The sequence below is a fragment of the Kitasatospora sp. NBC_00374 genome, assembly GCF_041434935.1.
In the GTDB taxonomy this organism is placed as follows: domain Bacteria; phylum Actinomycetota; class Actinomycetes; order Streptomycetales; family Streptomycetaceae; genus Kitasatospora.
The window spans coordinates 5149629-5170311 of record NZ_CP107964.1; the positions used below are offsets into that span (position 1 = coordinate 5149629).

Annotated in this window: 20 protein-coding genes; 11 read left to right on the forward strand and 9 right to left on the reverse strand. The window is 74.3% G+C overall.

The annotated features are described in order from the left end of the window. Positions 1–148: 148 nt before the first annotated feature. From OG871_RS23200 to OG871_RS23215, 4 genes are all read right to left on the reverse strand, one after another. Positions 149–2425 carry a hypothetical protein gene (locus tag OG871_RS23200; protein WP_371498906.1) on the reverse strand — a complete coding sequence of 759 codons (2277 nt, stop codon included), beginning with the start codon at positions 2423–2425 and terminating at the stop codon, positions 149–151. Positions 2426–2728: 303 nt separating this feature from the next. Then, positions 2729–3190: a DUF6113 family protein gene (locus OG871_RS23205; RefSeq protein WP_371498907.1), complete on the reverse strand. Its 462-nt coding sequence runs from the start codon at positions 3188–3190 to the stop codon at positions 2729–2731. Next, the gene (gene mshB / locus OG871_RS23210) at positions 3187–4086 is read right to left on the reverse strand and encodes an N-acetyl-1-D-myo-inositol-2-amino-2-deoxy-alpha-D-glucopyranoside deacetylase (RefSeq protein ID WP_371498908.1); all 900 of its coding nucleotides are present in this window, start codon (positions 4084–4086) and stop codon (positions 3187–3189) included. The genes OG871_RS23205 and mshB overlap by 4 nt, the downstream gene beginning before the upstream one ends. 28 nt (positions 4087–4114) lie before the next feature. After that, positions 4115–4309 carry a DUF2304 domain-containing protein gene (locus OG871_RS23215; RefSeq protein ID WP_371498909.1) on the reverse strand — a complete coding sequence of 65 codons (195 nt, stop codon included), beginning with the start codon at positions 4307–4309 and terminating at the stop codon, positions 4115–4117. Between the two features lie 300 nt (positions 4310–4609). Here OG871_RS23215 and OG871_RS23220 point away from each other — a divergent pair, with 300 nt between their 5' ends. The 5 genes from OG871_RS23220 to OG871_RS23240 all read left to right on the forward strand — a co-directional run bounded on the left by OG871_RS23220 (position 4610) and on the right by OG871_RS23240 (position 10459). Beyond that, the gene (locus OG871_RS23220) at positions 4610–6736 is read left to right on the forward strand and encodes an alpha/beta fold hydrolase (RefSeq protein WP_371498910.1); all 2127 of its coding nucleotides are present in this window, start codon (positions 4610–4612) and stop codon (positions 6734–6736) included. Between the two features lie 162 nt (positions 6737–6898). Further along, positions 6899–7873: an ABC transporter ATP-binding protein gene (locus OG871_RS23225; RefSeq protein ID WP_371498911.1), complete on the forward strand. Its 975-nt coding sequence runs from the start codon at positions 6899–6901 to the stop codon at positions 7871–7873. After that, positions 7870–8592 carry an ABC transporter permease gene (locus OG871_RS23230; RefSeq protein WP_371498912.1) on the forward strand — a complete coding sequence of 241 codons (723 nt, stop codon included), beginning with the start codon at positions 7870–7872 and terminating at the stop codon, positions 8590–8592. Before OG871_RS23225 ends, OG871_RS23230 begins: the two co-directional genes overlap by 4 nt. Before the next feature lie 8 nt (positions 8593–8600). Then, on the forward strand, positions 8601–9857 hold the full coding sequence (locus tag OG871_RS23235) for a sensor histidine kinase (RefSeq protein WP_371498913.1): 1257 nt from the start codon (positions 8601–8603) through the stop codon (positions 9855–9857). 29 nt (positions 9858–9886) lie between these two features. Then, positions 9887–10459, forward strand: a complete 573-nt coding sequence (locus tag OG871_RS23240; RefSeq protein ID WP_371503394.1) for a DNA-binding response regulator — start codon at positions 9887–9889, stop codon at positions 10457–10459. Between the two features lie 7 nt (positions 10460–10466). On the opposite strand, the gene OG871_RS23245 is transcribed toward OG871_RS23240, so the two are convergent. Next, positions 10467–11345 (reverse strand): transglutaminase family protein, encoded by an 879-nt coding sequence (locus OG871_RS23245; protein ID WP_371498914.1) that lies wholly within the window; start codon positions 11343–11345, stop codon positions 10467–10469. 100 nt (positions 11346–11445) lie between these two features. Then, entirely contained in the window at positions 11446–12378 is a 933-nt protein-coding gene (locus OG871_RS23250) for a GNAT family N-acetyltransferase (RefSeq protein ID WP_371498915.1), read from the reverse strand. 212 nt (positions 12379–12590) lie between these two features. On the opposite strand from OG871_RS23250, the gene fdxA reads away from it, so the two are divergent. Both fdxA and dapC read left to right on the forward strand, forming a co-directional pair. After that, entirely contained in the window at positions 12591–12917 is a 327-nt protein-coding gene (gene fdxA, locus OG871_RS23255; protein ID WP_345282199.1) for a ferredoxin, read from the forward strand. 17 nt (positions 12918–12934) lie between these two features. Then, entirely contained in the window at positions 12935–14080 is a 1146-nt protein-coding gene (gene dapC, locus OG871_RS23260; protein ID WP_371498916.1) for a succinyldiaminopimelate transaminase, read from the forward strand. A gap of 137 nt (positions 14081–14217) precedes the next feature. Here dapC and OG871_RS23265 read toward each other — a convergent pair whose 3' ends face one another. Together OG871_RS23265 and OG871_RS23270 are read right to left on the reverse strand one after the other, a co-directional pair. Further along, entirely contained in the window at positions 14218–14982 is a 765-nt protein-coding gene (locus OG871_RS23265) for a hypothetical protein (protein ID WP_371498917.1), read from the reverse strand. A gap of 382 nt (positions 14983–15364) precedes the next feature. After that, positions 15365–16399 (reverse strand): hypothetical protein, encoded by a 1035-nt coding sequence (locus tag OG871_RS23270; protein ID WP_371498918.1) that lies wholly within the window; start codon positions 16397–16399, stop codon positions 15365–15367. Between the two features lie 153 nt (positions 16400–16552). On the opposite strand from OG871_RS23270, the gene dapE reads away from it, so the two are divergent. After that, on the forward strand, positions 16553–17623 hold the full coding sequence (dapE, locus tag OG871_RS23275) for a succinyl-diaminopimelate desuccinylase (RefSeq protein WP_371498919.1): 1071 nt from the start codon (positions 16553–16555) through the stop codon (positions 17621–17623). A 92-nt stretch (positions 17624–17715) separates the two neighbouring features. Continuing rightward, positions 17716–18528 carry a TIGR00730 family Rossman fold protein gene (locus tag OG871_RS23280; RefSeq protein ID WP_371498920.1) on the forward strand — a complete coding sequence of 271 codons (813 nt, stop codon included), beginning with the start codon at positions 17716–17718 and terminating at the stop codon, positions 18526–18528. A 150-nt stretch (positions 18529–18678) separates the two neighbouring features. On the opposite strand, the gene folP is transcribed toward OG871_RS23280, so the two are convergent. Then, positions 18679–19491, reverse strand: coding sequence for a dihydropteroate synthase (gene folP / locus OG871_RS23285; protein ID WP_371503395.1), 813 nt, complete (start codon positions 19489–19491; stop codon positions 18679–18681). 157 nt (positions 19492–19648) lie between these two features. Between folP and OG871_RS23290 the strand changes: the two genes are divergently transcribed. Together OG871_RS23290 and OG871_RS23295 are read left to right on the forward strand one after the other, a co-directional pair. Continuing rightward, the gene (locus tag OG871_RS23290; protein ID WP_371498921.1) at positions 19649–20089 is read left to right on the forward strand and encodes a DivIVA domain-containing protein; all 441 of its coding nucleotides are present in this window, start codon (positions 19649–19651) and stop codon (positions 20087–20089) included. Continuing rightward, the gene (locus tag OG871_RS23295; RefSeq protein WP_371498922.1) at positions 20086–20661 is read left to right on the forward strand and encodes a DNA-3-methyladenine glycosylase I; all 576 of its coding nucleotides are present in this window, start codon (positions 20086–20088) and stop codon (positions 20659–20661) included. The genes OG871_RS23290 and OG871_RS23295 overlap by 4 nt, the downstream gene beginning before the upstream one ends. Positions 20662–20683 lie beyond the last annotated feature (22 nt).

Below are 20683 nucleotides of genomic sequence, written 5' to 3' on the forward strand. Positions count from 1 at the left end.
TCCATCGCCGGAACGCGTAAACATGGCCTGAATTAACGCCCACGTGTCCGATAACCGGACGCAGTCGGTCGGAATCCATGGCACCGGATGCGCGAAGGCCGGGACCGGGTAGTCCCGGCCCCGGCCCCGCAGGCGATGTGACAGTGTGTCAGACGTTGAACTTGAACGTACGGTCCCTGCCCGTTTTGTCGAAACCGCCGGCGATGGCGTCCGCGACGTCCTGCGCCGTGATGGTCACCAGGGCGCCGTTCTTGCGAATCTTGGTGTTGCCGATGGTGCTGCTCATCGCGGCGTTCAGCTTGTCCAGGTCCCACCTGGGCACGATCTTGCCGGACTCGTCCGGCGCCAGCGTCAGCACCTTCGCCGCCGTCACCTTGCCGAACTCGAACTTCTTCGCCCCGACCAGCACCGTGACCGGCCCTGCGGCCACCTGCTTGCCGAGGCCGTCGGCGGCCGCCTGCAAGGCCTCCTGACCGGTCTTCGGCTGGGCGTCCGTCAGCTCCAGCGCGACCTCGCCGTCCGGCCGTCCGGCGGCCCGGTTGCGGAAGGCCTGCTCGACCTTGTCCACCGCTCCGGCGGCGTTCAGGGTCTGCCCGGCCTTGCCCGGCACCACCTCGGGCTGCCCGGCCTCGGTGAACCGGACGAAGCCCTCCTGCAGCCCCTGCCCGGACTTGGAAGCGAGGGCGTCCAGCGCCGCCTTGAGCTTCGCCCGGTCGACCTTCACCTCCGGTACGACGGCCTTGCTGCCGCCGGCCAGCGAGCCGATCACCTCGACGGGGTTGTAGCTGTGCTTGGTGAGCGCGTCCACCGTGGCGGTGCTGTCGAAGCTCAGCCCGGAACTGACCGGATCGAGCTCGACGGCCTGCCCGCCGACCTTCAGCTGCACCGGCCGCTGGGCGGTGGTCCCGAGCGCCGAGTCCAGGGCGCTCACCGCCTGGTCGCGGGTGTCGCCGCCGATGTCGGTGCCGAGGACCGTGGTGCCCTCGGGGATGTCCGACTGGTTCATCATCAGCCCGGTGCCGTACGCCGCGGCGCCGGCGAACAGGAGCCCGCCCACCGCGTACACGACGAGCTTGGAGCCGCGGCCGCGGGACTTGGCGGCCTTCGGCGGGGCGGCCTGCGGGCGTTCGGCCTCGGACTTCGGGTCGGGCGGCGTCGCGGCGGGGTTCTGGGCCGCGCTCTGAGCGGGGTTCTGGGGGGTCGCCTGGCCTGCGCCCGGCGGCGTCACGGCCCGGGGCGAGCCCGGGAACGGCTTCGCCGGCTCGTACGGCACGTCGGCGAAGCGGCCGTTCGGCGACTGCCCCTCACCGGGCCGGCCGGCCGCCGGCCGCCCGGGCTGCTGGGGACGCTGCGGCGCCGAGAACGGATCGGGTGCGGCGAACGGGTCGGCCGGCGCGAACGGGTCGGCCGGGCCGGCCGGTGCGAACGGGTCGGCCGGGGCCGCCGGGCGGGCGGCGCCGAACATGCCGTTCGCCGGGAGGCCGGATATGCCCACGGGCGGCGCGTCGTCCCGGATCGGCTCGAAGCCGCCGATCTGGGTGTCCTCCGGCTCCTCGGTGGCCGCCGACCGCCGGGGGCCGGCGTTGCCCGGGCCGGTGCCGAACGGGTCGTGCTGCGGCCCGCGGGCGGGAGCCTGCGGCGCCGGAGCCGGCGCGGTCGCGAACGGGTCGTTGCCGTAGGGGTCGTTGCCGAACGGCGCGGACGGCGCCGGGCCCGAGCCGAACGGGTCCTCGGGGGCCGGGCCGGGCCGGGCCGCCGCGAAGGGCGAGGCCGGCGCACCGGTCGGCCGGGGAGCGGGGGGCGGCGCCTGCCGCGGGCCGCTCTGGGGCGCGGCCTGAGCGGTGGCGCCCGCGCCGGCCGGGACCGGGGCGGCCGTGTCCTGACGGCCCTTCTGGCGCGGCTTGAACCACTCGCCGGTCGACTCGGCCTCGCTGGCGGCGGCGGGGGCCGGGGCGGGAGCACCGGCCCGGCGGCCGTCCTGCCACTCCGGCGGCAGGTTCGGCGGGGCGGCGGCCCGCGCTCCCGCGTCCATCACCCCGAGGACCGGGGAGGCGGCGCTGTCCGAGCGGTGCCGGGGGCCCTGCGGCTGACCGGAGCCGCCCGCGGGCGGCTCGGCGGGGGCGTCCTCGTTCTTCACGGGAGAGCGCACCACCACGGGCGGGATCGGCCGGGACCCGGGGATGTTGATCCGCACCCGGGTGGTCAGCGTGGTCTCGGTCTTGGGGAGGTCGCTGTCCGGCCCCTCGGGCGCCGGGGCCGGCTGCCCGGCCTGGCCGAAGGGGTCGGCACCGAAGCCGCCGGGCACACCCGTGCCGTACGGCGGGGTGCCGGACGGGTAGGCGTCCGGGCCCTCCCCCCGCCTGCGGCCGGGGGTGCCCCCCTGCCGGGGCTGCGGGTTCGCGCTGTCAGATTCGCGGCTGCTCAATGCTGCTCTGCTCCGGGTTCGCGCTCGCGCCTGGGGCGCCGACCGCGGGTTGTGGGGTGTCCGCCCTGCCCAACGGCGACTGCCGCCGCGCGAGGGAGCGGAGCGACCCCTCCGACACCAGCTTGTTCACGTGTTGGCTGCGGCGGTGGCGCTCGGCTACCGCGGGAGTGAGGTCGAAGGTACCTTCCCGCCCTGCTTCCGAGGCCGCCGGGGCCGACTGCTGCGGCACCACCTTACTGGGAAGCGGTGCCGGGCGACCCGGATCGGATAGAACCCGATACGTCCGAATCCTCCGGTATGAGACTACGGGCGGGGCCGGCTGACTGCCCGTTGCCGATCGGGCGGCAGCGCCAGGAAGCCGACGCCCGACCGGGTCGGCAGGGTCGCGCAGACCACACCGCCGACCGACCCGAGAAACAGGTAGAGGTAGGAGGTCACCGCCGTGGAGATGACCAGATCCCCCTCCGGCCGCGGGGTCATCAGCACCAGCAGCATCGCGAACCACCCGGCCAGCGGGATGCCCGCGCCGAGCTTCGTCCCGGTCAGCCGCAGGCCGCCGTAGAACACCGCGAGCGTCGCGGCCAGCGCCAGCAGCAGACCGGCCGGCGCCCACAATGCCTGCACAAAGGCTCCGCACAGTGAGACCAGGCCGCCCAGCACGAACAGCGCCACATAGCCGGTCACCCGGGCCCCGCGTGACGGCAGGGGCTCGGCCAGCCGCTGCTCGCGGCTGCCCAGCAGACTCCGAACCAGACGCCTGATCACCGCTGCTCCTCCAGGTCGAGGCCGGCGAACAGGTCGGTCTCCGGCTGCTCCGGGCCGGCCTTGCCGTGCACCAGCTGGTAGTACTCGGTCGCCACCAGCGGTTGGCCGAGGTCGTTGCTGAGGGCGAAGGACCGGCCGGTCACCGTGATCTGGGTCGCGTGCGCCCGCATCGCGGCGGCCTTCGCGCCCGCGTACGCCGTACCGTCCAGCACCGTGGTGACCACCTCGTCGTCCACCACGCCGGGGACGTCGGAGACCTGCGCGACGCCGGGGAAGCCCGCCTCGGCCGCGGTCTCCCGCAGCCCCCGCTCGATCACCGAGCGCGGCATCCGGGCGTAGTAGACCTTGGCGATCCGCCAGGCCCCGCCGAGCTCCGGCCGGAACCCCGGCTCGGCCGCCAGCTCGTACGCGCGCAGCGCGACCCGGTGCGCCTGGATGTGGTCCGGGTGCCCGTAGCCGCCGTTCTCGTCGTAGGTGACCAGTACCTGCGGCCGCACCTCGCGGACCACCGCGACCAGGTGGGCCGCCGCCTCGTCGACCTCGGCCTGCCAGAAGCAGCCGGCCACGTCGTTGTCGGGCACGCCCATCATCCCGGAGTCGCGGTAGCGGCCCGGCCCGCCGAGGAAGCGGAAGTCGGCGACACCGAGCTCGCGCATCGCGGCGGTCAGCTCGCCGATCCGGTACTCGCCGAGGGTGCCGTCCCGATCGGCCGTCAGATGGGCCAGCTCGGGCAAGATCACCTCGCCGCCCTCACCGAGGGTGCAGGTCACCAGCGTGACCTGGGCACCCTCGGCGGCGTAGCGCGCCATGGCGGCGCCCGAGACGATCGACTCGTCGTCCGGATGGGCGTGCACCAGAAGCAGGCGTCGGGGCGGCTGGTCGTCGGCAGCGGTCATGACCGGCAGCCTACCGAGCGGGGCGGGGTCAGAGTTTCAGGCCATTGATCATCCCTGCGACATTGCTGGTCACCTGCTGGATCGACGGCGCGATCGAGCTGGACGCGAGATAGAAGCCGAGCAGCGCGCAGATGATCGCGTGCGGCAGCTTGAGGCCGGATCTGCGGATCAGCAGCACCACGACGACCAGCATCAGGACGGCGGCGGAGATGGACAAAGCCATGACGGCTCACACCCCTTCTCGGGTGTGCCGCTCTCGGGAGGGGCGGCGGTCGGACCTGCGGGGACGTGCGGTCGACCCGGGGCCGGGAGGAACGGGACGGTCCGGCTCCGCATCGATGGGACAACACATACCCGATCGGTGACCACCGCATCACGTGCGGTGAGCCGGCCGCGTGCGGCGCGAGGGGCCCGGGACGGCGCCCGGCCCGCTGGCACCGGGGCCCGGGGCCCGCACGGCCGGATTGCGCGGGCTGCTCCGAACGAGTGATCAACAGGACCCCACCGCATAGGGTCTGGTGCCATGACCACCGACAACTCCGCGGACACCTTCCCCCGGCAGTACGCGCGCACCCTGCGCTTCACCGTCGGAGCGCCCCGTTCCTTCGCCGTCGCACCCGACGGCTCCCGGGTCGCCTTCCTCCGTTCCGGCCCCGGCTCCGGCCGGGCCAACCTGCTCTGGACGGTGGACACCGCCACCGGGGAGGAGCGGATCGCCGCCGACCCGGCCGTGCTGCTCGGCGGCGGCGAGGAACACCTCTCGGCGGCCGAGAAGGCCCGCCGCGAGCGCAGCCGCGAGGGCTCGGCCGGGATCGTCGGCTACGCCCTGGACGGTGCGGCGACGCTCGCCGCCTTCGCCCTGTCCGGACGGCTCTTCGCGGCCGACCTCGACGCCGGGACGGCGCGGGAGCTGCCCGCCGCCGGCCCGCTGGTCGACCCCCGCCCGTCGCCCGACGGCGCACACGTCGCCTACGCCACCACCTCCGGCGAGCTGCGGATCACCCGGACCGACGGCAGCGCCGACCTGGCCCTGGCCACTCCGGAGCGGGCGGGCGTGACCTGGGGACAGGCCGAGTTCATCGCCCAGGAGGAGATGGACCGCGACCGCGGCTTCTGGTGGTCCCCCGACAGCGACCGGCTGCTCGCCGCCCGGGCCGACGACGCGCCCGTGCAGCGCTGGTGGATCGCCGACCCGGCCAACCCGGGCAGCCTCCCCGCCGAGATCGCCTATCCCGCGGCCGGCACCCCCAACGCCGAGGTCGGCCTCTGGCTGATCGACCTGGCCGGCGGGCGCACCGAGGTCGGCTGGGACCGCGAGGCCTTCCCGTACCTGGCCCGGGTGCACTGGTCGGCCGGCGGCCCGCCGCTGCTCCTGGTCCAGGCCCGCGACCAGCGCAGCCAGCAGATCCGCACCGTGGACCCGGTCACCGGCGCCACCCAGCTGCTGCTGGCCGAGCAGGACGCCGTCTGGCACGACCTCTTCCCCGGCGTGCCGGCCTGGACCCCGGACGGGCGGCTGGTCCGGATCACCGACGAGGGCGGCGTGCGGGCCCTGGCGGTCGGCGACCGGACGGTCACCGACGCCGCGCTGCACGTCCGCTCGGTCGTCGCGGTCACCGACGAGGCCGTGCTGTTCAGCGCCTCCGCCGGGGACGCCGACCGGCAGCTGCCGCCCGGCTGGCAGGGCCTGTTCCGGGCCGACGCGGACGGCGTCCGGCCGTTCGCGTCCGACGGCGACGGCGACGGCGCGGCCTCCGCCGTCCACGCGGGCGGCGTCACCGTGCTCGCCACCAGCTCGACCGAGCGGCCCGGCGCCACCGTCCGGGTGCTGCGCGAGGACAAGGTGCTCGCCACCATCGCCTCGTACGCCGAGGCCCCGCTGCTCACCGCCCGCCCGCTGTTCCGGTTCGCCGGCGAGCGGCGGATCCCGTCCGCGGTCTTCCTGCCCACCGGGTACGACGCCGAGCGGGACGGGCCGCTGCCCGTCCTGATGGACCCGTACGGCGGGCCGCACGGCCAGCGGGTGGTCCGGGCGCACAACCCGCACCTCACCTCGCAGTGGTTCGCCGACCAGGGCTTCGCCGTGATCGTGGCGGACGGGCGCGGCACCCCCGGCCGCAGCCCCGCCTGGGAGAAGGCGATCGCCTTCGACGTCGCCGGGGTCACCCTGGACGACCAGGTCGACGCCCTCCGGGCGCTGGCCGAGGAGTTCCCGCTGGACCTCGGCCGGGTGGCGATCCGCGGCTGGTCGTACGGCGGCTACCTGGCCGCGCTCGCGGTGCTGCGCCGCCCCGACGTGTTCCACGCGGCCGTCTCCGGGGCGCCGGTGACGGACTGGCAGCTCTACGACACCCACTACACCGAGCGCTACCTCGGCCACCCCGAGGACCGGCCGGAGGTGTACCGGGCCAACTCGCTGATCGAGGACGCGCCGAAGCTGGAGCGGCCGCTGATGATCGTCCACGGGCTGGCCGACGACAACGTGGTCGCCGCGCACACCCTGCGGCTCTCCTCCGCGCTGCTGGCCGCCGGGCGCCGGCACACCGTGCTGCCGCTCTCCGGGGTCACCCACATGACGCCGCAGGAGCAGGTCGCGGAGAACCTGCTGCTGCTCCAGGTGGACTTCCTGAAGCAGTCGCTGGCCGGCTGAGGCACCTGCCGACGGCCGGGCCCGGACATCCGGGCCCGGCCGTCGGCATGACATCCGTCATGCCGAGGACACGACGGTGCACACTGCCCCGCGATCCCGGCCCCGAGGAGCCTTGAGGAGTCAGGCCGAACCGCGGCCGATTCGGAGAGGACCGGGGAACGGATGAGTACGGTGACACGGACACGCGAGGGCGAGGTCGCCGCGTTCCGCAACGTCAGCAAGAGCTACGGCCGGGTCAGCGCCGTCAGCGGACTCGACCTGGTCCTGCGGCCCGGTGAGACGGTGGCGCTGCTCGGCCCCAACGGCGCGGGCAAGTCCAGCACCCTGGACCTGCTGCTCGGCCTGCGCGAGCCCGACCACGGCAGCGTCTCGCTGTTCGGCGCCGGCCCCAGGGCCGCGATCGAGGCCGGCCGGGTCGGCGCGATGCTGCAGAGCGGCGGCCTGATGAACGACGTCAAGGTCCGCGAACTGGTCAGGTTCGCCTGCGCCGTCCACCCGCGCGGCCACCGGGCCGAGCAGGTGCTGAGCGACGCGGGCATCACCGAGCTCGCCGACCGCAGGGTCGACAGGCTCTCCGGCGGCCAGGAACAGCGGGTGCGGTTCGCGCTGGCGATCGCCGGCGCCAACGACCTGATCGTGCTGGACGAGCCGACCACCGGGATGGACGTCTCCGTCCGGCAGGCCTTCTGGGCCACCATGCGGGCCCAGGCCGAGGCCGGCCGCACGGTGCTGTTCGCCACCCACTACCTGGAGGAGGCGGACTCGATCGCCGACCGGGTGCTGGTGCTGCACAAGGGCCGGCTGATCGCCGACGGCACCTCCGCCGAGATCAAGGCCAAGGCCGGCGCCCGCCGGATCGGCTTCGAACTGCACCCCGCGGACGGCCCGTTCGAGGAGTCCGTGCTGCGCGCACTGCCGGGCACCGTCGGCCTGGACGTGACCGGGCCGGCCGGCGGCGTGCGGACGGTGCGGATCCGCACCACGGACGCCGACGCGGGCGTCGCCGGCCTCTACCGGGCCGGGCTGTACCCGCGCGGACTGGAGGTCACCGGGCTGGGCCTGGAGCAGGCCTTCCTGACCATCACAGGCGAGAAGGACGCCAGGGACACCGACACCGCCGAGGAGAGCGCGCGATGACCACCCTGATCCAGCTGGAGATCATGCGCACCCTGCGCAACAAGCGGTACCTGATGTTCACCCTGCTCTACCCGGGGCTGCTCTACGTCTTCTTCATCAGCGCCTACAGCGGCGGCACGGTGGCCGGCGGGGTGAGCGCGAAGAGCTACTTCATGGTCTCGATGGCCACCTTCGGCGCGGTCGGCGCGGTGCTCACCGGCTCCGCGCAGCGGATCTCGCTGGAGCGCAGGAGCGGCTGGGTCCGCCAGCTGCGGCTGACCGCGCTGCCCGGCCGGGCGTACACCCTGGGCAAGATCGCCTCCTGCGCCGTCACCACGCTGCCCGCGATCGCCGTGGTCTTCGCGATCGGCGCGATCGAGGGGGTCTCGCTGTCCGCCGCGCAGTGGCTCGGTCTGGCCCTGGCGCTGTGGCTGGGCAGCTTCGTCTTCGCCGCGCTCGGCGTGGCCCTCGGCTACGCGGCCGAGCCGGACGCGGTGCAGCCCGTGGTGATGATCGTCTACATGCTGATGGCGCTGTTCGGCGGCACCTGGTTCCCGGTCTCCGACTCGCTGAAGGCCTTCGCCCGGTTCAACCCGGTGTACCTCTACAACGAGCTGGCCTCCTTCGTGCAGCCCGGGCAGTCGCTGAACACCGGTGCGGTGGCCGGGCTGGCCGGGTTCCTCGCCGTGTTCGTGGCCGCCGCGGCGTACCTGTACCGCAAGGACAGCAGGACGGCATGATGGCCACCATGCCGAACCCGCTCCCGTCCCGCCGCCCCTCCGAGCAGGGGGAGGAGGGGCGGGAGCCCGGCACGTTCGGGACGGTACCGGGCGCGCCGGTGGAGAACCGGCGGCAACTGGTGGTCAAGCTCAGCTGGATGTCGCTGTGGATGATCTACCTCGTCTACCCGGTGAAGGACCTGACCGGGGGCGGGCACGGCACCGCGGCCGTGGCGGCCGGCTCGGTGGCCCTGGCGGTCTTCGTCGCCGCCTACCTCTCGCTGGTGGCGATCCGCTCGACCAGGCCCGACGGCTGGTACGGGAAGTACGTCGCGGTGGCAGGGATGCTGGTGATCGCGATCGTCACCTCCTTCACCCTCGGCGAGTCGTGGCTGACGCTGTTCACCTACACCTCGGTCTGCGTGGCCACCGTGCTGCCGCCCGGGCTGGGGATCCGCGGGGTGATCGCGATCACGCTGCTCACGCTGGCGATCGCGCTGCTGGTGCGGGCCGAGAGCGACACCCTGGTCGCGATCCTGCTGCCGTGCTTCCTCAGCGGCCTCGCGATGACCGGCCTCCAGCGGCTGATCTCCACCATGCGCGAACTGCGCGAGGCCCGGGCCACCGTGGCCCACCTGGCCGCCTCCGAGGAACGGCTGCGGCTCGCCCGTGACCTGCACGACCTGCTCGGCCACTCGCTCTCGCTGATCACCATCAAGAGCGAGCTGGCCGGCCGCTTCCTGGACCAGGACAAGCAGCCCGAGGCGCGGGCCCAGGTCGCCGACATCGAGAAGGTCGCCCGGCAGTCGCTGATCGACGTACGGGAGGCGGTCAGCGGGTTCCGGCGGCCCACCCTGCCGGTCGAACTGGCCGCGGCCCGGACGGCGCTGGCGACCGCGCAGGTCGGCCTCGAGGTGGACCGGGCGGTGGCGCAGGACCGTCCCGGACTCGGCGCCGAGGAGGCCGGCGCGCTCGCCTGGGCGCTGCGGGAGGCCGTCACCAACATCGTCCGGCACGGCGTGGGGGCCACCCTGTGCACCGTCACGCTGGACGAGGTGTGGGAGGGCGAGGGCGAGCGCTACGCCGTGCTGGAGGTCGCCGACGACGGCCGGGGGCCGGGCAAGTCCGGCCCGGGGAACGGCCTTTCGGGCCTCTCGGAGCGGCTGGCGCTGGTCGGCGGCCGGCTGGAGAGCGGCGCCGGGCCGCGCGGGAAGGGCTTCCGGATGCGGGCGTTGGTGCCGTTGCGGACCGTGCCGGTGGGGGCGGCCGATAGTCTGCGCGAGTGATCAGAGTTCTGCTGGCGGAGGATCAGGGGATGGTCCGGGAGGCGCTCGCCGCGCTGCTCGGCCTCGAAGGGGACATCGACGTGGTCGCGCAGGTGGCGCGCGGCGACGAGGTGGTGGCCGCGGCCGTGGCGCACGACGTCGAGGTCGCCGTGCTGGACATCGAGATGCCCGGGATGACCGGGATCGAGGCGGCCGCCGAGCTGCGCCGGGCCCGGCCGCAGACCAAGGTGGTGATCGCCACCACCTTCGGCCGGCCCGGGTACCTGCGCCGGGCGATGGAGTCGGGGGCGGACGCCTTCCTGGTCAAGGACGCGCCGGCCGCCGAACTGGCCGACGCGGTCCGCCGGGTGCTGCGCGGGGAGCGGGTGATCGACCCGACGCTGGCCGCGGCGGCGCTGGCCGAGGGGGCCAATCCGCTGACCGGCCGCGAGCGGGACGTCCTGGCGGCGGCCGCCGACGGGTCGGTCAACGCGGACGTCGCGCGCCGGCTGCACCTGTCGGAGGGCACCGTGCGCAACTACCTGTCGATGGCGATCCAGAAGACCGGGGCGCGCAACCGCGCGGAGGCCGTCCGGCTGGCCCGGGAGAAGGGCTGGCTCTGACGGCCGGTCAGTTCAGCCGGTGCCGGGCCGCCTTGGCCTCCTGGCGGACCCGTTGCGCCGCCTCCGGGTCGAAGGCGTCCAGGATCTCGGCGTAGGAGTCCATCTCGGCCGCTCCGGCCAGGAAGTCCCCGGTGCGGACGAGGAGTTCGGCCCGTTCCAGGCGGAGCTGGGCGGGGTGGCGGGGGAGCAGCAGGGCGAGTTCGGTGGCCCACAGCTGGGTGCGGCCGTGTTCGGGCCGGTCGGCCGCCCAGCTGCGGATGTTCGCCAGGACGCGCAGCACGATGTCCAACGGCTGTGCGGGGGAGAGCATGTCGGGGCTGAAGCGCTGACCGGTGGCGTGCACCAGCCGGGCCGCGTCCTGCAGGTCCAGCAGCCGGCCGCCGTGGAAGGGGTCGGCCAGGACGAAATCCTCGCCGGCCTCCGGGCCGCCGACGGCGACGATGAAGTGCCCGGGCAGCGCGATGCCGTGCACGGTCAGCCCGGCCCGGTCGGCGACCGCGCACCAGACCAGCGAGAGCGTGATCGGCAGCCCGCGCCGGCGGCGCAGCACGTCCGGCAGGAGCGAGGACTCCAGCCGCCGGTAGTCCGCCTGCCGTCCGTGGAACCGCTCGCGTCCGCCGAGGACGGCCGCCAGCAGCGCGGCGGTCTCCGCCGGCCCGCCGGGCGTGCGTTCCTCGACGGCGTGCCGGATCGCGGCGGCGTGCCGGTCCAGGGCCGCGTGGCAGGCCGAGAGCAGGGTGTCCAGGGTCGGCGGTTCGTCCGGACCCTCCGGGCGGCCGAGGTCGCCCAGGGTGTGCTCGGCGGCGGCCAGGAGGCAGAGCAGCACCGGGTCGGGGTGCTCGGCCCTGGCCGCGGTACGGAAGCGGGATCTGCTCTGCTCGGTCACAGCAGCCTTCATCGGTACGGGAGGGGCGGGGCGGGCGGTACGTGCGGGGCGGGCGGTACGTGAGGTGCGTGCGGTGCGGGCGGTACGTGCGGTGCGGGCGCTACCGCGGGGAGAGGCGGGCGTAGTGGTAAGTGTGACTGGTCGTGAAGCCCAGCCGGTCGTAGAGCGCCAGGGCGGTGTCGTTCTCGGCCTCGACCTGCAGGTAGCCGCCGGTCGCGCCCTCCTCGGCGGCGCGGGCGGCGAGCACGCCCATCACCGTGGTGGCCAGGCCGCGGCGGCGGGCGGCGGGGGCGACCTCGACCGCGCTGAAGCAGGCCCAGTCGCCGTCGACGGCGAGGCGTCCGATGGCCAGCGGCGGCGCGCCGGCCTCGGGGGCGGGGACGGTGGCGAACCACACCGAGGGACCGCCGTGGATCACCTGGCGGGCGGCGCGCTCGACCTCGGGGTCCGCGGTCACCCGCCGGTAGAGCGACATCCAGGCCGCGTCCGCCGTCCTGGAGAGCCGGACGGCCTGCGGGTCCCGGACCGTGCGGGCGAGCGGCGCGAGCGGGGCGACCCGGACCTGGGTGGGTGCCAGGGTGGCGCCGGCCCGGTCGAGTTCGGCCGCCAGCGCGGGCGGTGAGCCGGGGGTGAGCACCTCGACGTGGGCGGGCAGGCCGCGGGCGGCGTACCAGTCCCGGACGGCGTCCAGCGCGGCCGGCAGCGGCAGCCCGGGGTCGCCGAGAGCCTGCACGGAGTTGGCCCGGCGGGTGAAGCCGGCCGAGGCGCGCAGGGTCCATTCGCCGAGCGGTTCCTGCTCGACGGCGGGCCAGCCGGCCGCGGCGATCCGCTGGAGCTCGACCGGCGTGGCGGCCGGCAGGGGAGCGCGGCGGGCGGGGAAGAGCGGCACCGTCTTGCCCGCGACCAGCAGGTCCGCCGGGAAGGTGACCGGCGCGCCGCGGCGCGGAACCACGGTCAGTTCACGATCGGTCCAGGATTCGAGCACCCCGATCACATCGCGGAACACCGGGCGCCCGTCAACCGGCTCCGACATCCGGCGGACGGACACCCGTAGACCCACGTCAGAACGGTCTATCCGGACCTCCGGACGGCCGGTGTCCGGGATTCCACCAGTCCTCAAGGGCACCTCCTGTGCATTTGTGGTCCCTGACCCGCGATACTAGGTGCGGGCATCGACGACGCCGCGCTCACCCGCGCGACCGAGTAAACAGTAGGGCGGCAGCCCTTCCGAGGAGGAACGACAGCGTGACCTACGTCATCGCGCAGCCTTGTGTCGACGTCAAGGACAAGGCGTGCATCGAAGAGTGCCCGGTTGACTGCATCTACGAGGGCAAGCGCTCTCTTTACATCCACCCGGATGAGTGTGTCGACTGTGGCGCGTGCGAACCGGTCTGCCCGGTCGAGGCGATCTTCTACGAGGACGACACTCCGGAGGAGTGGAAGGACTACTACAAGGCGAACGTCGAGTTCTTCGACGACCTCGGCTCGCCCGGTGGTGCCTCGAAGCTCGGCGTGATCGACTCCGACCACCCGTTCATCGCCGCTCTGCCTCCGCAGAACGCCGACCACTGAACGGTGGCAGCACAGCTGTGAGCAACGAGAACAGCAAGCGCGCGCCGCTCCCGGGTCACCCGGGGGCGGCGCGCCGCGTATCCGACCTCCTGCCGGTCTTCCCCTGGGACAAGCTGGAGCCGTACAAGAAGACCGCGCTGGCCCACCCCGGCGGGCTCTGCGACTTCTCCGTGGGCACCCCGGTGGACCCGGTGCCCGAGGTGATCCAGAAGGCGCTGGCCGCCGCCACGGACACCCCGGGCTACCCGACCGTCTGGGGCCCGGTGGAGCTGCGCGAGGCGATCGCCGGCTGGCTGGGCCGGCGGCTCGGCGCCCGGATCGGCCCGCAGGCCGTCCTGCCGACCATCGGCTCCAAGGAGCTGGTGGCCTGGCTGCCCGGCCAGCTCGGGCTCGGCCCCGGCGACCAGGTGGCGTACCCGCGTCTCGCCTACCCGACCTACGAGGTCGGGGCCAGGCTGTGCGGGGCCGAACCGGTGGAGTACGACTCCGTCGACGAGCTGGACGGCTCCCGGGTCCGGCTGCTCTGGCTGAACTCGCCGTCCAACCCGACCGGCCGGGTGCTGCCCGCCGCCGAACTGCGCCGCGCGGTGGAGTGGGCGCGCGAGCACCGGGTGCTGCTGGTCAGCGACGAGTGCTACCTGGAGCTCGGCTGGGAGGCCGACCCGGTGTCGGTGCTGCACCCGGAGGTCTGCGGGGACGACCACGAGGGACTGCTGGCGGTCCACTCGCTGTCCAAGCGGTCCAACCTGGCCGGCTACCGGGCGTCCTTCGTGGCGGGTGACCCGGTCGTCGTGCGGGAACTGCTGGAGGTCCGCAAGCACGGCGGCATGATCGTGCCGGCCCCGGTGCAGGCGGCCACCGCCGCGGCCCTGGCGGACGACGCGCACGTGGCCGAGCAGCGGGAGCGCTACGCGGCCCGCCGCTCGGCGCTGCGGGCGGCGCTGGAGGCGTACGGCTTCCGGATCGAGCACTCCGAGGCGAGCCTGTACCTGTGGGCGACCCAGGGCCGGCCGTGCTGGGAGAGCGTGGCGGAGCTGGCCGAGCTGGGCATCCTGGTGGCGCCCGGCGACTTCTACGGCCCGGCCGGCGACCGGTTCGTGCGGGTGGCGTTCACCGCCACCGACGAGCGGGTGGCGGCGGCGGTCCAGCGGCTGAGCTCCTGACGGCGGTGGTGACGGCGCCTTCGAGGGCGTGACGACGGGGGCGGGGCGCACGGTCTGCGCCCCGCCCCCGTCGTGTTCCGCCGGCGCGGGTGGTTCCGTCAGCCGGTGACGGCGGACCGGTGCCTGCCGGACAAGCCTTAGCCGAGGCCGGGCAGACCGCCGCCGCCCACACCGCCGAGCAGCGAGCCGATCGGGCCCAGGCTGCCGGTCAGGCCGTCCAGCGGGCTGCTGCCGCCGCCGAGGCCGGGGACGCCGCCGAGACGGTTCTCCGCGGCCGGGTGGGCCAGCCCGGTCAGCGCGTCGGCACCGGGGACGACGTGGGTGACGCCGGCGAGGGCGTCCGTGCCGGGCAGAGCGCTCGTCGGCAGTCCGCCGGTGGGCAGCAGGCCGCCGGCCGCGCCGAGCGGCGAGGTCGTGGCGGAGGCGCTGCGGGTGGTGGCCGGGACCACCTTGTCGGTGACGGACGGGGCGATCTTGTCGGTGACGGCCGGGCCGACCTTCTCGGCCAGCGCCGGGCCGGCCACGGCGGCCAGCTTGGAGACCGTGCCGACGGCGGAGGCGGTCTTGGCGGCCGGCGAGGTCACCTTGCCGAGGGACTCGTTGGTGTCCGGCAGGGCGTGCGCGACGGTCTTGCCGGCCGCGTCGGCGGCGAGCGGGACGCCGGTGGAGACGGTCTCGGCGCCGGTCGCGCCGGCGACCTGGCCGAACTCGTGGGCCGCGTCCTGCACCGTCGAGGACGAGCTGGGCGCGCCGTCGAGTGTGGACGTCAGGCCGGCCCCCAGGTCGGTCGGCGGCACCAGGTCGGCGGCGGACGCGGTCCCGGCCACGGCCATGGGGGCCGCGCCGGCTGCCGCGACGAGCAGCGCGGCCTGGGCGATCCGGCGCTTGAGGGGGTGAGACATGGTGCTCCTAAGAGGTGAGGATGCCCGGCGTGTGCCCCGGCGACGGGTGTCCCGTCGGGCGGACGACGTGATTACCGCTAGAGGAGCGAGAAGGTTTCGGTCGGTCAAGGTAAAGGGTTTCTAAAGATCGGACGATCCTCTTTCTGGCATACCAGACATTTCCCCCTTCGGGAGGCCTGCTGCAGAACCGTCACTCCCCTTGACGGGCAAGGCCGGACCGGGGGTGGGCGGAGGTGTGCGTTCCGGGCCTTTCGCCGACCGGTGGCGGTAACCCGGAATTGACCTGAATCACCCGTTGGGCGGTAACCCGCGCACCAGTCCGTCAACCGGGCGACCCGGGCCGCCGGACGCGGGCGCGGACGCCGGCGCCCGGGGTGGGCGGCTACTTCCTGACCGGCGCGCCGAGGGTCACCAGGACCCGGTCGGTGCCCGAACCGTCGTTCTGCGCCTTCCAGCCGTCCTTCGGCCGGTCCACCCGCCACACCTTGCCGTCGAACAGCACACTGCCGATCCCGAGCTCGCTGGCCTGCGCCACCGCCCACTGGGCCACCGCCCAGCCGGCCTGCCGCTGCGCCCCCGGGCCGGAGTCCGCGCTGGCGGTCGGCTGCGGGGCCAGCGCCAGCACCTCGCGCGGGTCCTTCGAGGCCTTCGGCGCCGCCGACACGGCCACCGCGCGGCCGAACTCGCGGCGCACCCGCTCGGTCAGAGCGACCGGCTGCTGCGCGCCCGCCTGGGCGCCCGCCTGCGCGGTGGCCGGCGGGGCGTCCGGCGCGGCGGTCGAGGAGGCGGCCGGGGAGGCCGGAGCGGGAGCCGACAGCTCGTGCACCACGCAGGTCAGTGCGGCGGGCTCGCGGCCGGTGAGCGCGGCGGAGACCAGCGTCGCGTTGGTCTCGTGCTTGGCGTAGGCCTGCGGGAACCCGCTCTTCTGCACCTGCTGGGCGGCGTCCGTGAGCGGCAGCCGGGCGTAGCCGGGGACCTTCACCAGGCCGTCCAGGAACTTGTTGGTGGCGTACACCGGGTCCATGATCTGGTCCGCGGTGCCCCAGCCCTGCGACGGCCGCTGCTGGAAGAGGCCGACCGAGTCGCGGTCGCCGCCCTCCAGATTGTGGATCTTGGACTCCTGCATCGCGGTCGCCAGCGCGATGGTCACCGCGCGCTCCGGCAGCCCTCGGGAGAGCGCCACCGCGGTGATGGTCGCGGCGTTGGCGGCCTGCGTGAGGTCCAGGGTGCCCGAACCGGCAGCGGTGTCGATCTTGCAGCCCTCGGCCGGGGCGCTCAGCTTGTCCCGGTTGAGGTACACCACCAGGCCGGCCACCACCATCAGCGCCACCAGCCCGGTCAGCAGCCGGCGCAGCGGCCGACGGCGCCGCCCGTTCGCACCGGAGCCGGCCTGCCCGTCGCTCGTCACCTCGGACACCTCGGCTCCTCTCGCCCGATCACACCGCCCGCACACCGTACCCAGTCGGACGACCGTGTGCCCCGATCCGGTTGCCGTCCGACCGCGCGGACCTGCGAGGCCACCCGGGCGCGGCGCCGTCCGGAGCCTCCCGCACGGATACGCTTGGCGACCATGAGCAGCCCGAACACGCCTCTCGACCTGACCCTCGACGGCGGCGCCCTCACCGCGCAGCTGGTCGACTTCCCCTCCGTCAGCGGCGACGAGCAGCCGCTCGCCGACGCGGTCGAGGCCGCGCTCCGTGCCCACCCGCACCTCACCGTCGACCGGTACGGCAACAACGTGGTCGCCCGCACGACGCTCGGCCGCGCCGAGCGGGTCCTGCTCGCCGGTCACCTGGACACCGTTCCGATCGCCGACAACGTGCCCTCGTACGTGGACGGCGACCTGCTCTACGGCTGCGGCACCTCCGACATGAAGTCCGGCGTCGCCGTCCAGCTGCGGCTGGCCGCGACCCTGCCCGAGCCCAACCGCGACCTCACCTTCGTGTTCTACGACTGCGAGGAGATCGAGGCCTCCCGCAACGGCCTCGGCCATCTCGCCGCCGCCCACCCCGACTGGCTGGCCGCCGACTTCGCCATCCTGCTGGAGCCCAGCGGCGCCGTGGTCGAGGGCGGCTGCCAGGGCACCCTGCGGGCCCGGATCACGCTCACCGGCACCCGCGCCCACGCCGCCCGCAGCTGGCTCGGCGACAACGCCGTCCACCACGCCGCCGAGGTGCTCACCCGGCTGTCCGACTACCGGGCGCGCACGGTGGAGATCGACGGCCTGGAGTACCGCGAGGGTCTGAACGCGGTCCGGATCGACGGAGGCGTGGCCGGCAACGTCATCCCCGACGAGTGCGTCGTGACCGTCAACTTCCGGTACGCGCCCGACCGCTCCGAGGCCCAGGCCGAGGCCCACGTCCGCGAGGTCTTCGAGGGTTACCGGGTCGAGGTGACCGATTCCGCCCCCGGCGCCCTGCCGGGCCTCGGCCGGCCCGCCGCGAAGGCCTTCGTGGCCGCGGTCGGCGGCCGGGCCCGGGCCAAGTTCGGCTGGACGGACGTCGCCCGGTTCTCGGCCCTGGGCGTCCCGGCCGTCAACTACGGCCCCGGCGACCCGAACCTGGCGCACAAGCGGGAGGAGCACTGCTCGCTGACCGCGATCGCGGAGGTCGAGCAGCGGCTGCGGGCCTGGCTGGCCTGACCGGCGCCCACCGGGGGCGTGGCGTCGGCGGTTTCACTCCACGCCCTCCGGCGTTTCCCGAAAAGCCGTCATCGCGGGCGTAGGGTTTCGTCATGACAGCCACCGGAGATGACAGAAACGACGGGTCCGGCCCGGAGGAGTTCGGCGCGCCCGAGCGCAAGACGCCCTGGCCGGAGAAGCAGAAGGGCCCGGTGCTGCTGCGCCGCGACCAGGTCGGTACCAGCACCACCGATCAGCGGCTGCTGGACACCACCGGCCCGACCGACTGGCTGCACACCGACCCGTGGCGGGTCTGGCGGATCACCTCGGAGTTCGTCGAGGGCTTCGGCGCGCTCGCCGAACTCCCCACCGCCATCAGCGTCTTCGGATCGGCCCGGACCGCGGTCGACTCACCCGAGTACGCGGCCGGCGTGGCGATCGGCCGGGCGCTGTCCGAGGCCGGCTACGCGGTGATCACCGGCGGCGGCCCGGGCGCGATGGAGGCCGCCAACCGCGGCGCCTCGGACGCCGGCGGGCTCAGCGTGGGGCTCGGCATCGAGCTGCCCTTCGAGCAGGGGCTCAACGAGTTCGTCGACCTCGGGCTGAACTTCCGCTACTTCTTCGTCCGCAAGACGATGTTCGTGAAGTACTCGCAGGGCTTCGTGGTGCTGCCGGGCGGACTGGGCACGCTGGACGAGCTGTTCGAGGCACTGACCCTCGTCCAGACCAAGAAGGTCACCCGCTTCCCGGTGATCCTCTTCGGCACCGCCTACTGGGGCGGACTGGTGGACTGGCTGAAGAACACCCTGGTCGCCCAGGGCAAGGCGTCGCCGCAGGACCTGGAGCTGTTCCACGTCACCGACGAGGTCGACGACGTGCTCAAGATCCTCGAGGAGAGCCGCCGGCCGAACGGCACGGAGGTCTGAGGCCTCGCGGCGGCCGAAGGCTCCGCCCGCCCGTGCGCACTCCTTCGCGCGCCGGGTGTCCGAACGCCGGGTGTCCGAGCGCCCGGTGCCGGTCCCGACCGTGACCGTCGGCACCCGACCGGGCGCCCGGGGCGGGCCGGGCCCGGAGGGTCACGCCAGTCCGCGGCGGGCGACCGCCGGGGGCCGGGTGCCGCGGATCGAGGCCACCATGTCGAGCACCTGGCGGGTCTCGGCGACCTGGTGTGCCCGGTAGATCCGGGCGCCCAGCCAGGCGGAGACGGCGGTGGTGGCCAGGGTGCCGAGCAGCCGCTCGTCCACCGGGCGGTCCAGGGTCTCGCCGACGAAGTCCTTGTTGGAGAGCGAGACCAGCACCGGGAACCCGGTCGCGGTCATCTCGGGCAGCCGGCGGGTGGCCTCCAGCGAGTGCCGGGTGTTCTTGCCGAAGTCGTGGCCCGGGTCGATGATCAGCGCGTCCCGCCGCACCCCGAGTGCGGCCGCCCGTTCGGCCAGTCCGAGGGTGACCTCCAGGATGTCGGCCATCACGTCCCGGTAGCCGATCCGGTGCGGCCGGGTGCGCGGTTCGGCGCGGCCCGCGTGGGTGCAGACCAGACCGACGTCGAACCGGGCGGCCACCTCGGCGAGCCTCGGATCGGCGCCGCCCCAGGCGTCGTTGAGCAGGTCGGCGCCGGCCTCGCAGACGGCCTCGCCGACCTCGTGCCGCCAGGTGTCGACGCTGATGACGGCGTCGGGGTGGCGCTTGCGCAGCTCCGCGACGAACGGCACGGTGCGCCGCAGCTCCTCCTCGACCGTGACCTCCTCGCCGGGCCCGGCCTTGACCCCGCCGATGTCGAGGATGGCCGCGCCGTCCGCCATCGCGCGGTCGGCGGCGGCGAAGGCCGCCTCGTCGGCGAAGGTCGCGCCCCGGTCGAAGAAGGAGTCCGGGGTGCGGTTGACGATGGCCATGATCACCAGTTCGTCGTCGCCGAACTCTCGCGGGCCAAGGCGCAGTGCCACCGGTGTCTCCTCCACAGCTTCCCCGGGTGCAATGATGGGCCCCGGCCTACTGGGGACCATGATCCCACCTCTGTCGGGGCCGACCGGGAACTCTGGAGGACAGCTCGTGTTCTGGGTGATCGTGGTGGCGATGGCCGTGGTCGTCGGCGGCGCCGCACTGGTGGCGCTGGGCGGGGGCGGCTCACTGCCGGAGGCGGAGCGGGACCGGCTGGCGGTCCGGCTCCCGCAGGACCGCCCGCTGAGCCGGCAGGACGTGGACGGCCTGCGGCTGCCGATGGCCCTGCGCGGCTACCGGATGGACGAGGTGGACGACGTGCTCGACCGGCTCGCCGCCGAGTTGGCGGGGCGGGACGCCCGGATCGCCGAACTGGAGGCGTCCGCGGTCGTCCGCGGTGCCGTCGAGGCCGCACCGGAGACCGAGGCCGGCGTGGAGCCGTTGCCCGGCCTGGAGGCCTTCGCCAAGGTGGTCGGCGGCTCCGGGACCGAGCCGCAGGACGGCACCGAGGCCGACGCGGAGCATCCGGCCGACCGGTCCGGCGACCGTTGACCGGCGCGCTGCTCGGCCCGGACGGCCTGCTGCGCTGCGGCTGGGGCGAGTCGACCGACGACTACCGGGTCTACCACGACACCGAGTGGGGCCGGCCGGTGCACGGCGAGGACCCGCTGTTCGAGCGGATCTCGCTGGAGGCCTTCCAGTCCGGGCTGTCCTGGATCACCATCCTGCGGCGCAGGGAGGGGTTCCGGGCGGCCTTCGCGGGGTTCCGGATCGCCGAGGTGGCCGAGTTCGGCCCGGCCGACACCGAGCGGCTGCTGCAGGACGAGGGCATCATCCGCAATCGGGCGAAGATCGAGGCGACCGTGGCCAACGCCCGGGCCGCCCGTGAACTGGACGGCGGGCTGGACGCGTTGGTCTGGCGCTTCGCCGCAGACCCGGACCGGCCGGCCCCCCGCACACTGGCCGAGGTGCCGGCCGTCACGCCCGAGTCGACGGCGCTGGCCAAGGAGTTGAAGAAGAACGGCTTCCGCTTCGTGGGGCCGACCACCGCCTACGCCCTGATGCAGGCCTGCGGACTGGTGGACGACCACCTCGCCGACTGCCATGTGCGCACCGGGCGTTGAGCTGCCGGCGCCTGTGGAAGAC

What these genes read in the sequence shown, in the direction of transcription:
- dapE (WP_371498919.1), top strand. Translation starts at nt 16,553, where the DNA reads ATGAGCAGCCCGAACACGCCTCTCGACCTGACCCTCGACGGCGGCGCC.
- OG871_RS23215 (WP_371498909.1), bottom strand. Translation starts at nt 4,309, where the DNA reads ATGGCTTTGTCCATCTCCGCCGCCGTCCTGATGCTGGTCGTCGTGGTG.
- OG871_RS23220 (WP_371498910.1), top strand. Translation starts at nt 4,610, where the DNA reads ATGACCACCGACAACTCCGCGGACACCTTCCCCCGGCAGTACGCGCGC.
- OG871_RS23280 (WP_371498920.1), top strand. Translation starts at nt 17,716, where the DNA reads ATGACAGCCACCGGAGATGACAGAAACGACGGGTCCGGCCCGGAGGAG.
- OG871_RS23265 (WP_371498917.1), bottom strand. Translation starts at nt 14,982, where the DNA reads ATGTCTCACCCCCTCAAGCGCCGGATCGCCCAGGCCGCGCTGCTCGTC.
- OG871_RS23235 (WP_371498913.1), top strand. Translation starts at nt 8,601, where the DNA reads ATGCCGAACCCGCTCCCGTCCCGCCGCCCCTCCGAGCAGGGGGAGGAG.
- OG871_RS23230 (WP_371498912.1), top strand. Translation starts at nt 7,870, where the DNA reads ATGACCACCCTGATCCAGCTGGAGATCATGCGCACCCTGCGCAACAAG.
- mshB (WP_371498908.1), bottom strand. Translation starts at nt 4,086, where the DNA reads ATGACCGCTGCCGACGACCAGCCGCCCCGACGCCTGCTTCTGGTGCAC.
- OG871_RS23225 (WP_371498911.1), top strand. Translation starts at nt 6,899, where the DNA reads ATGAGTACGGTGACACGGACACGCGAGGGCGAGGTCGCCGCGTTCCGC.
- OG871_RS23250 (WP_371498915.1), bottom strand. Translation starts at nt 12,378, where the DNA reads ATGTCGGAGCCGGTTGACGGGCGCCCGGTGTTCCGCGATGTGATCGGG.
- folP (WP_371503395.1), bottom strand. Translation starts at nt 19,491, where the DNA reads ATGGCCATCGTCAACCGCACCCCGGACTCCTTCTTCGACCGGGGCGCG.
- OG871_RS23240 (WP_371503394.1), top strand. Translation starts at nt 9,887, where the DNA reads ATGGTCCGGGAGGCGCTCGCCGCGCTGCTCGGCCTCGAAGGGGACATC.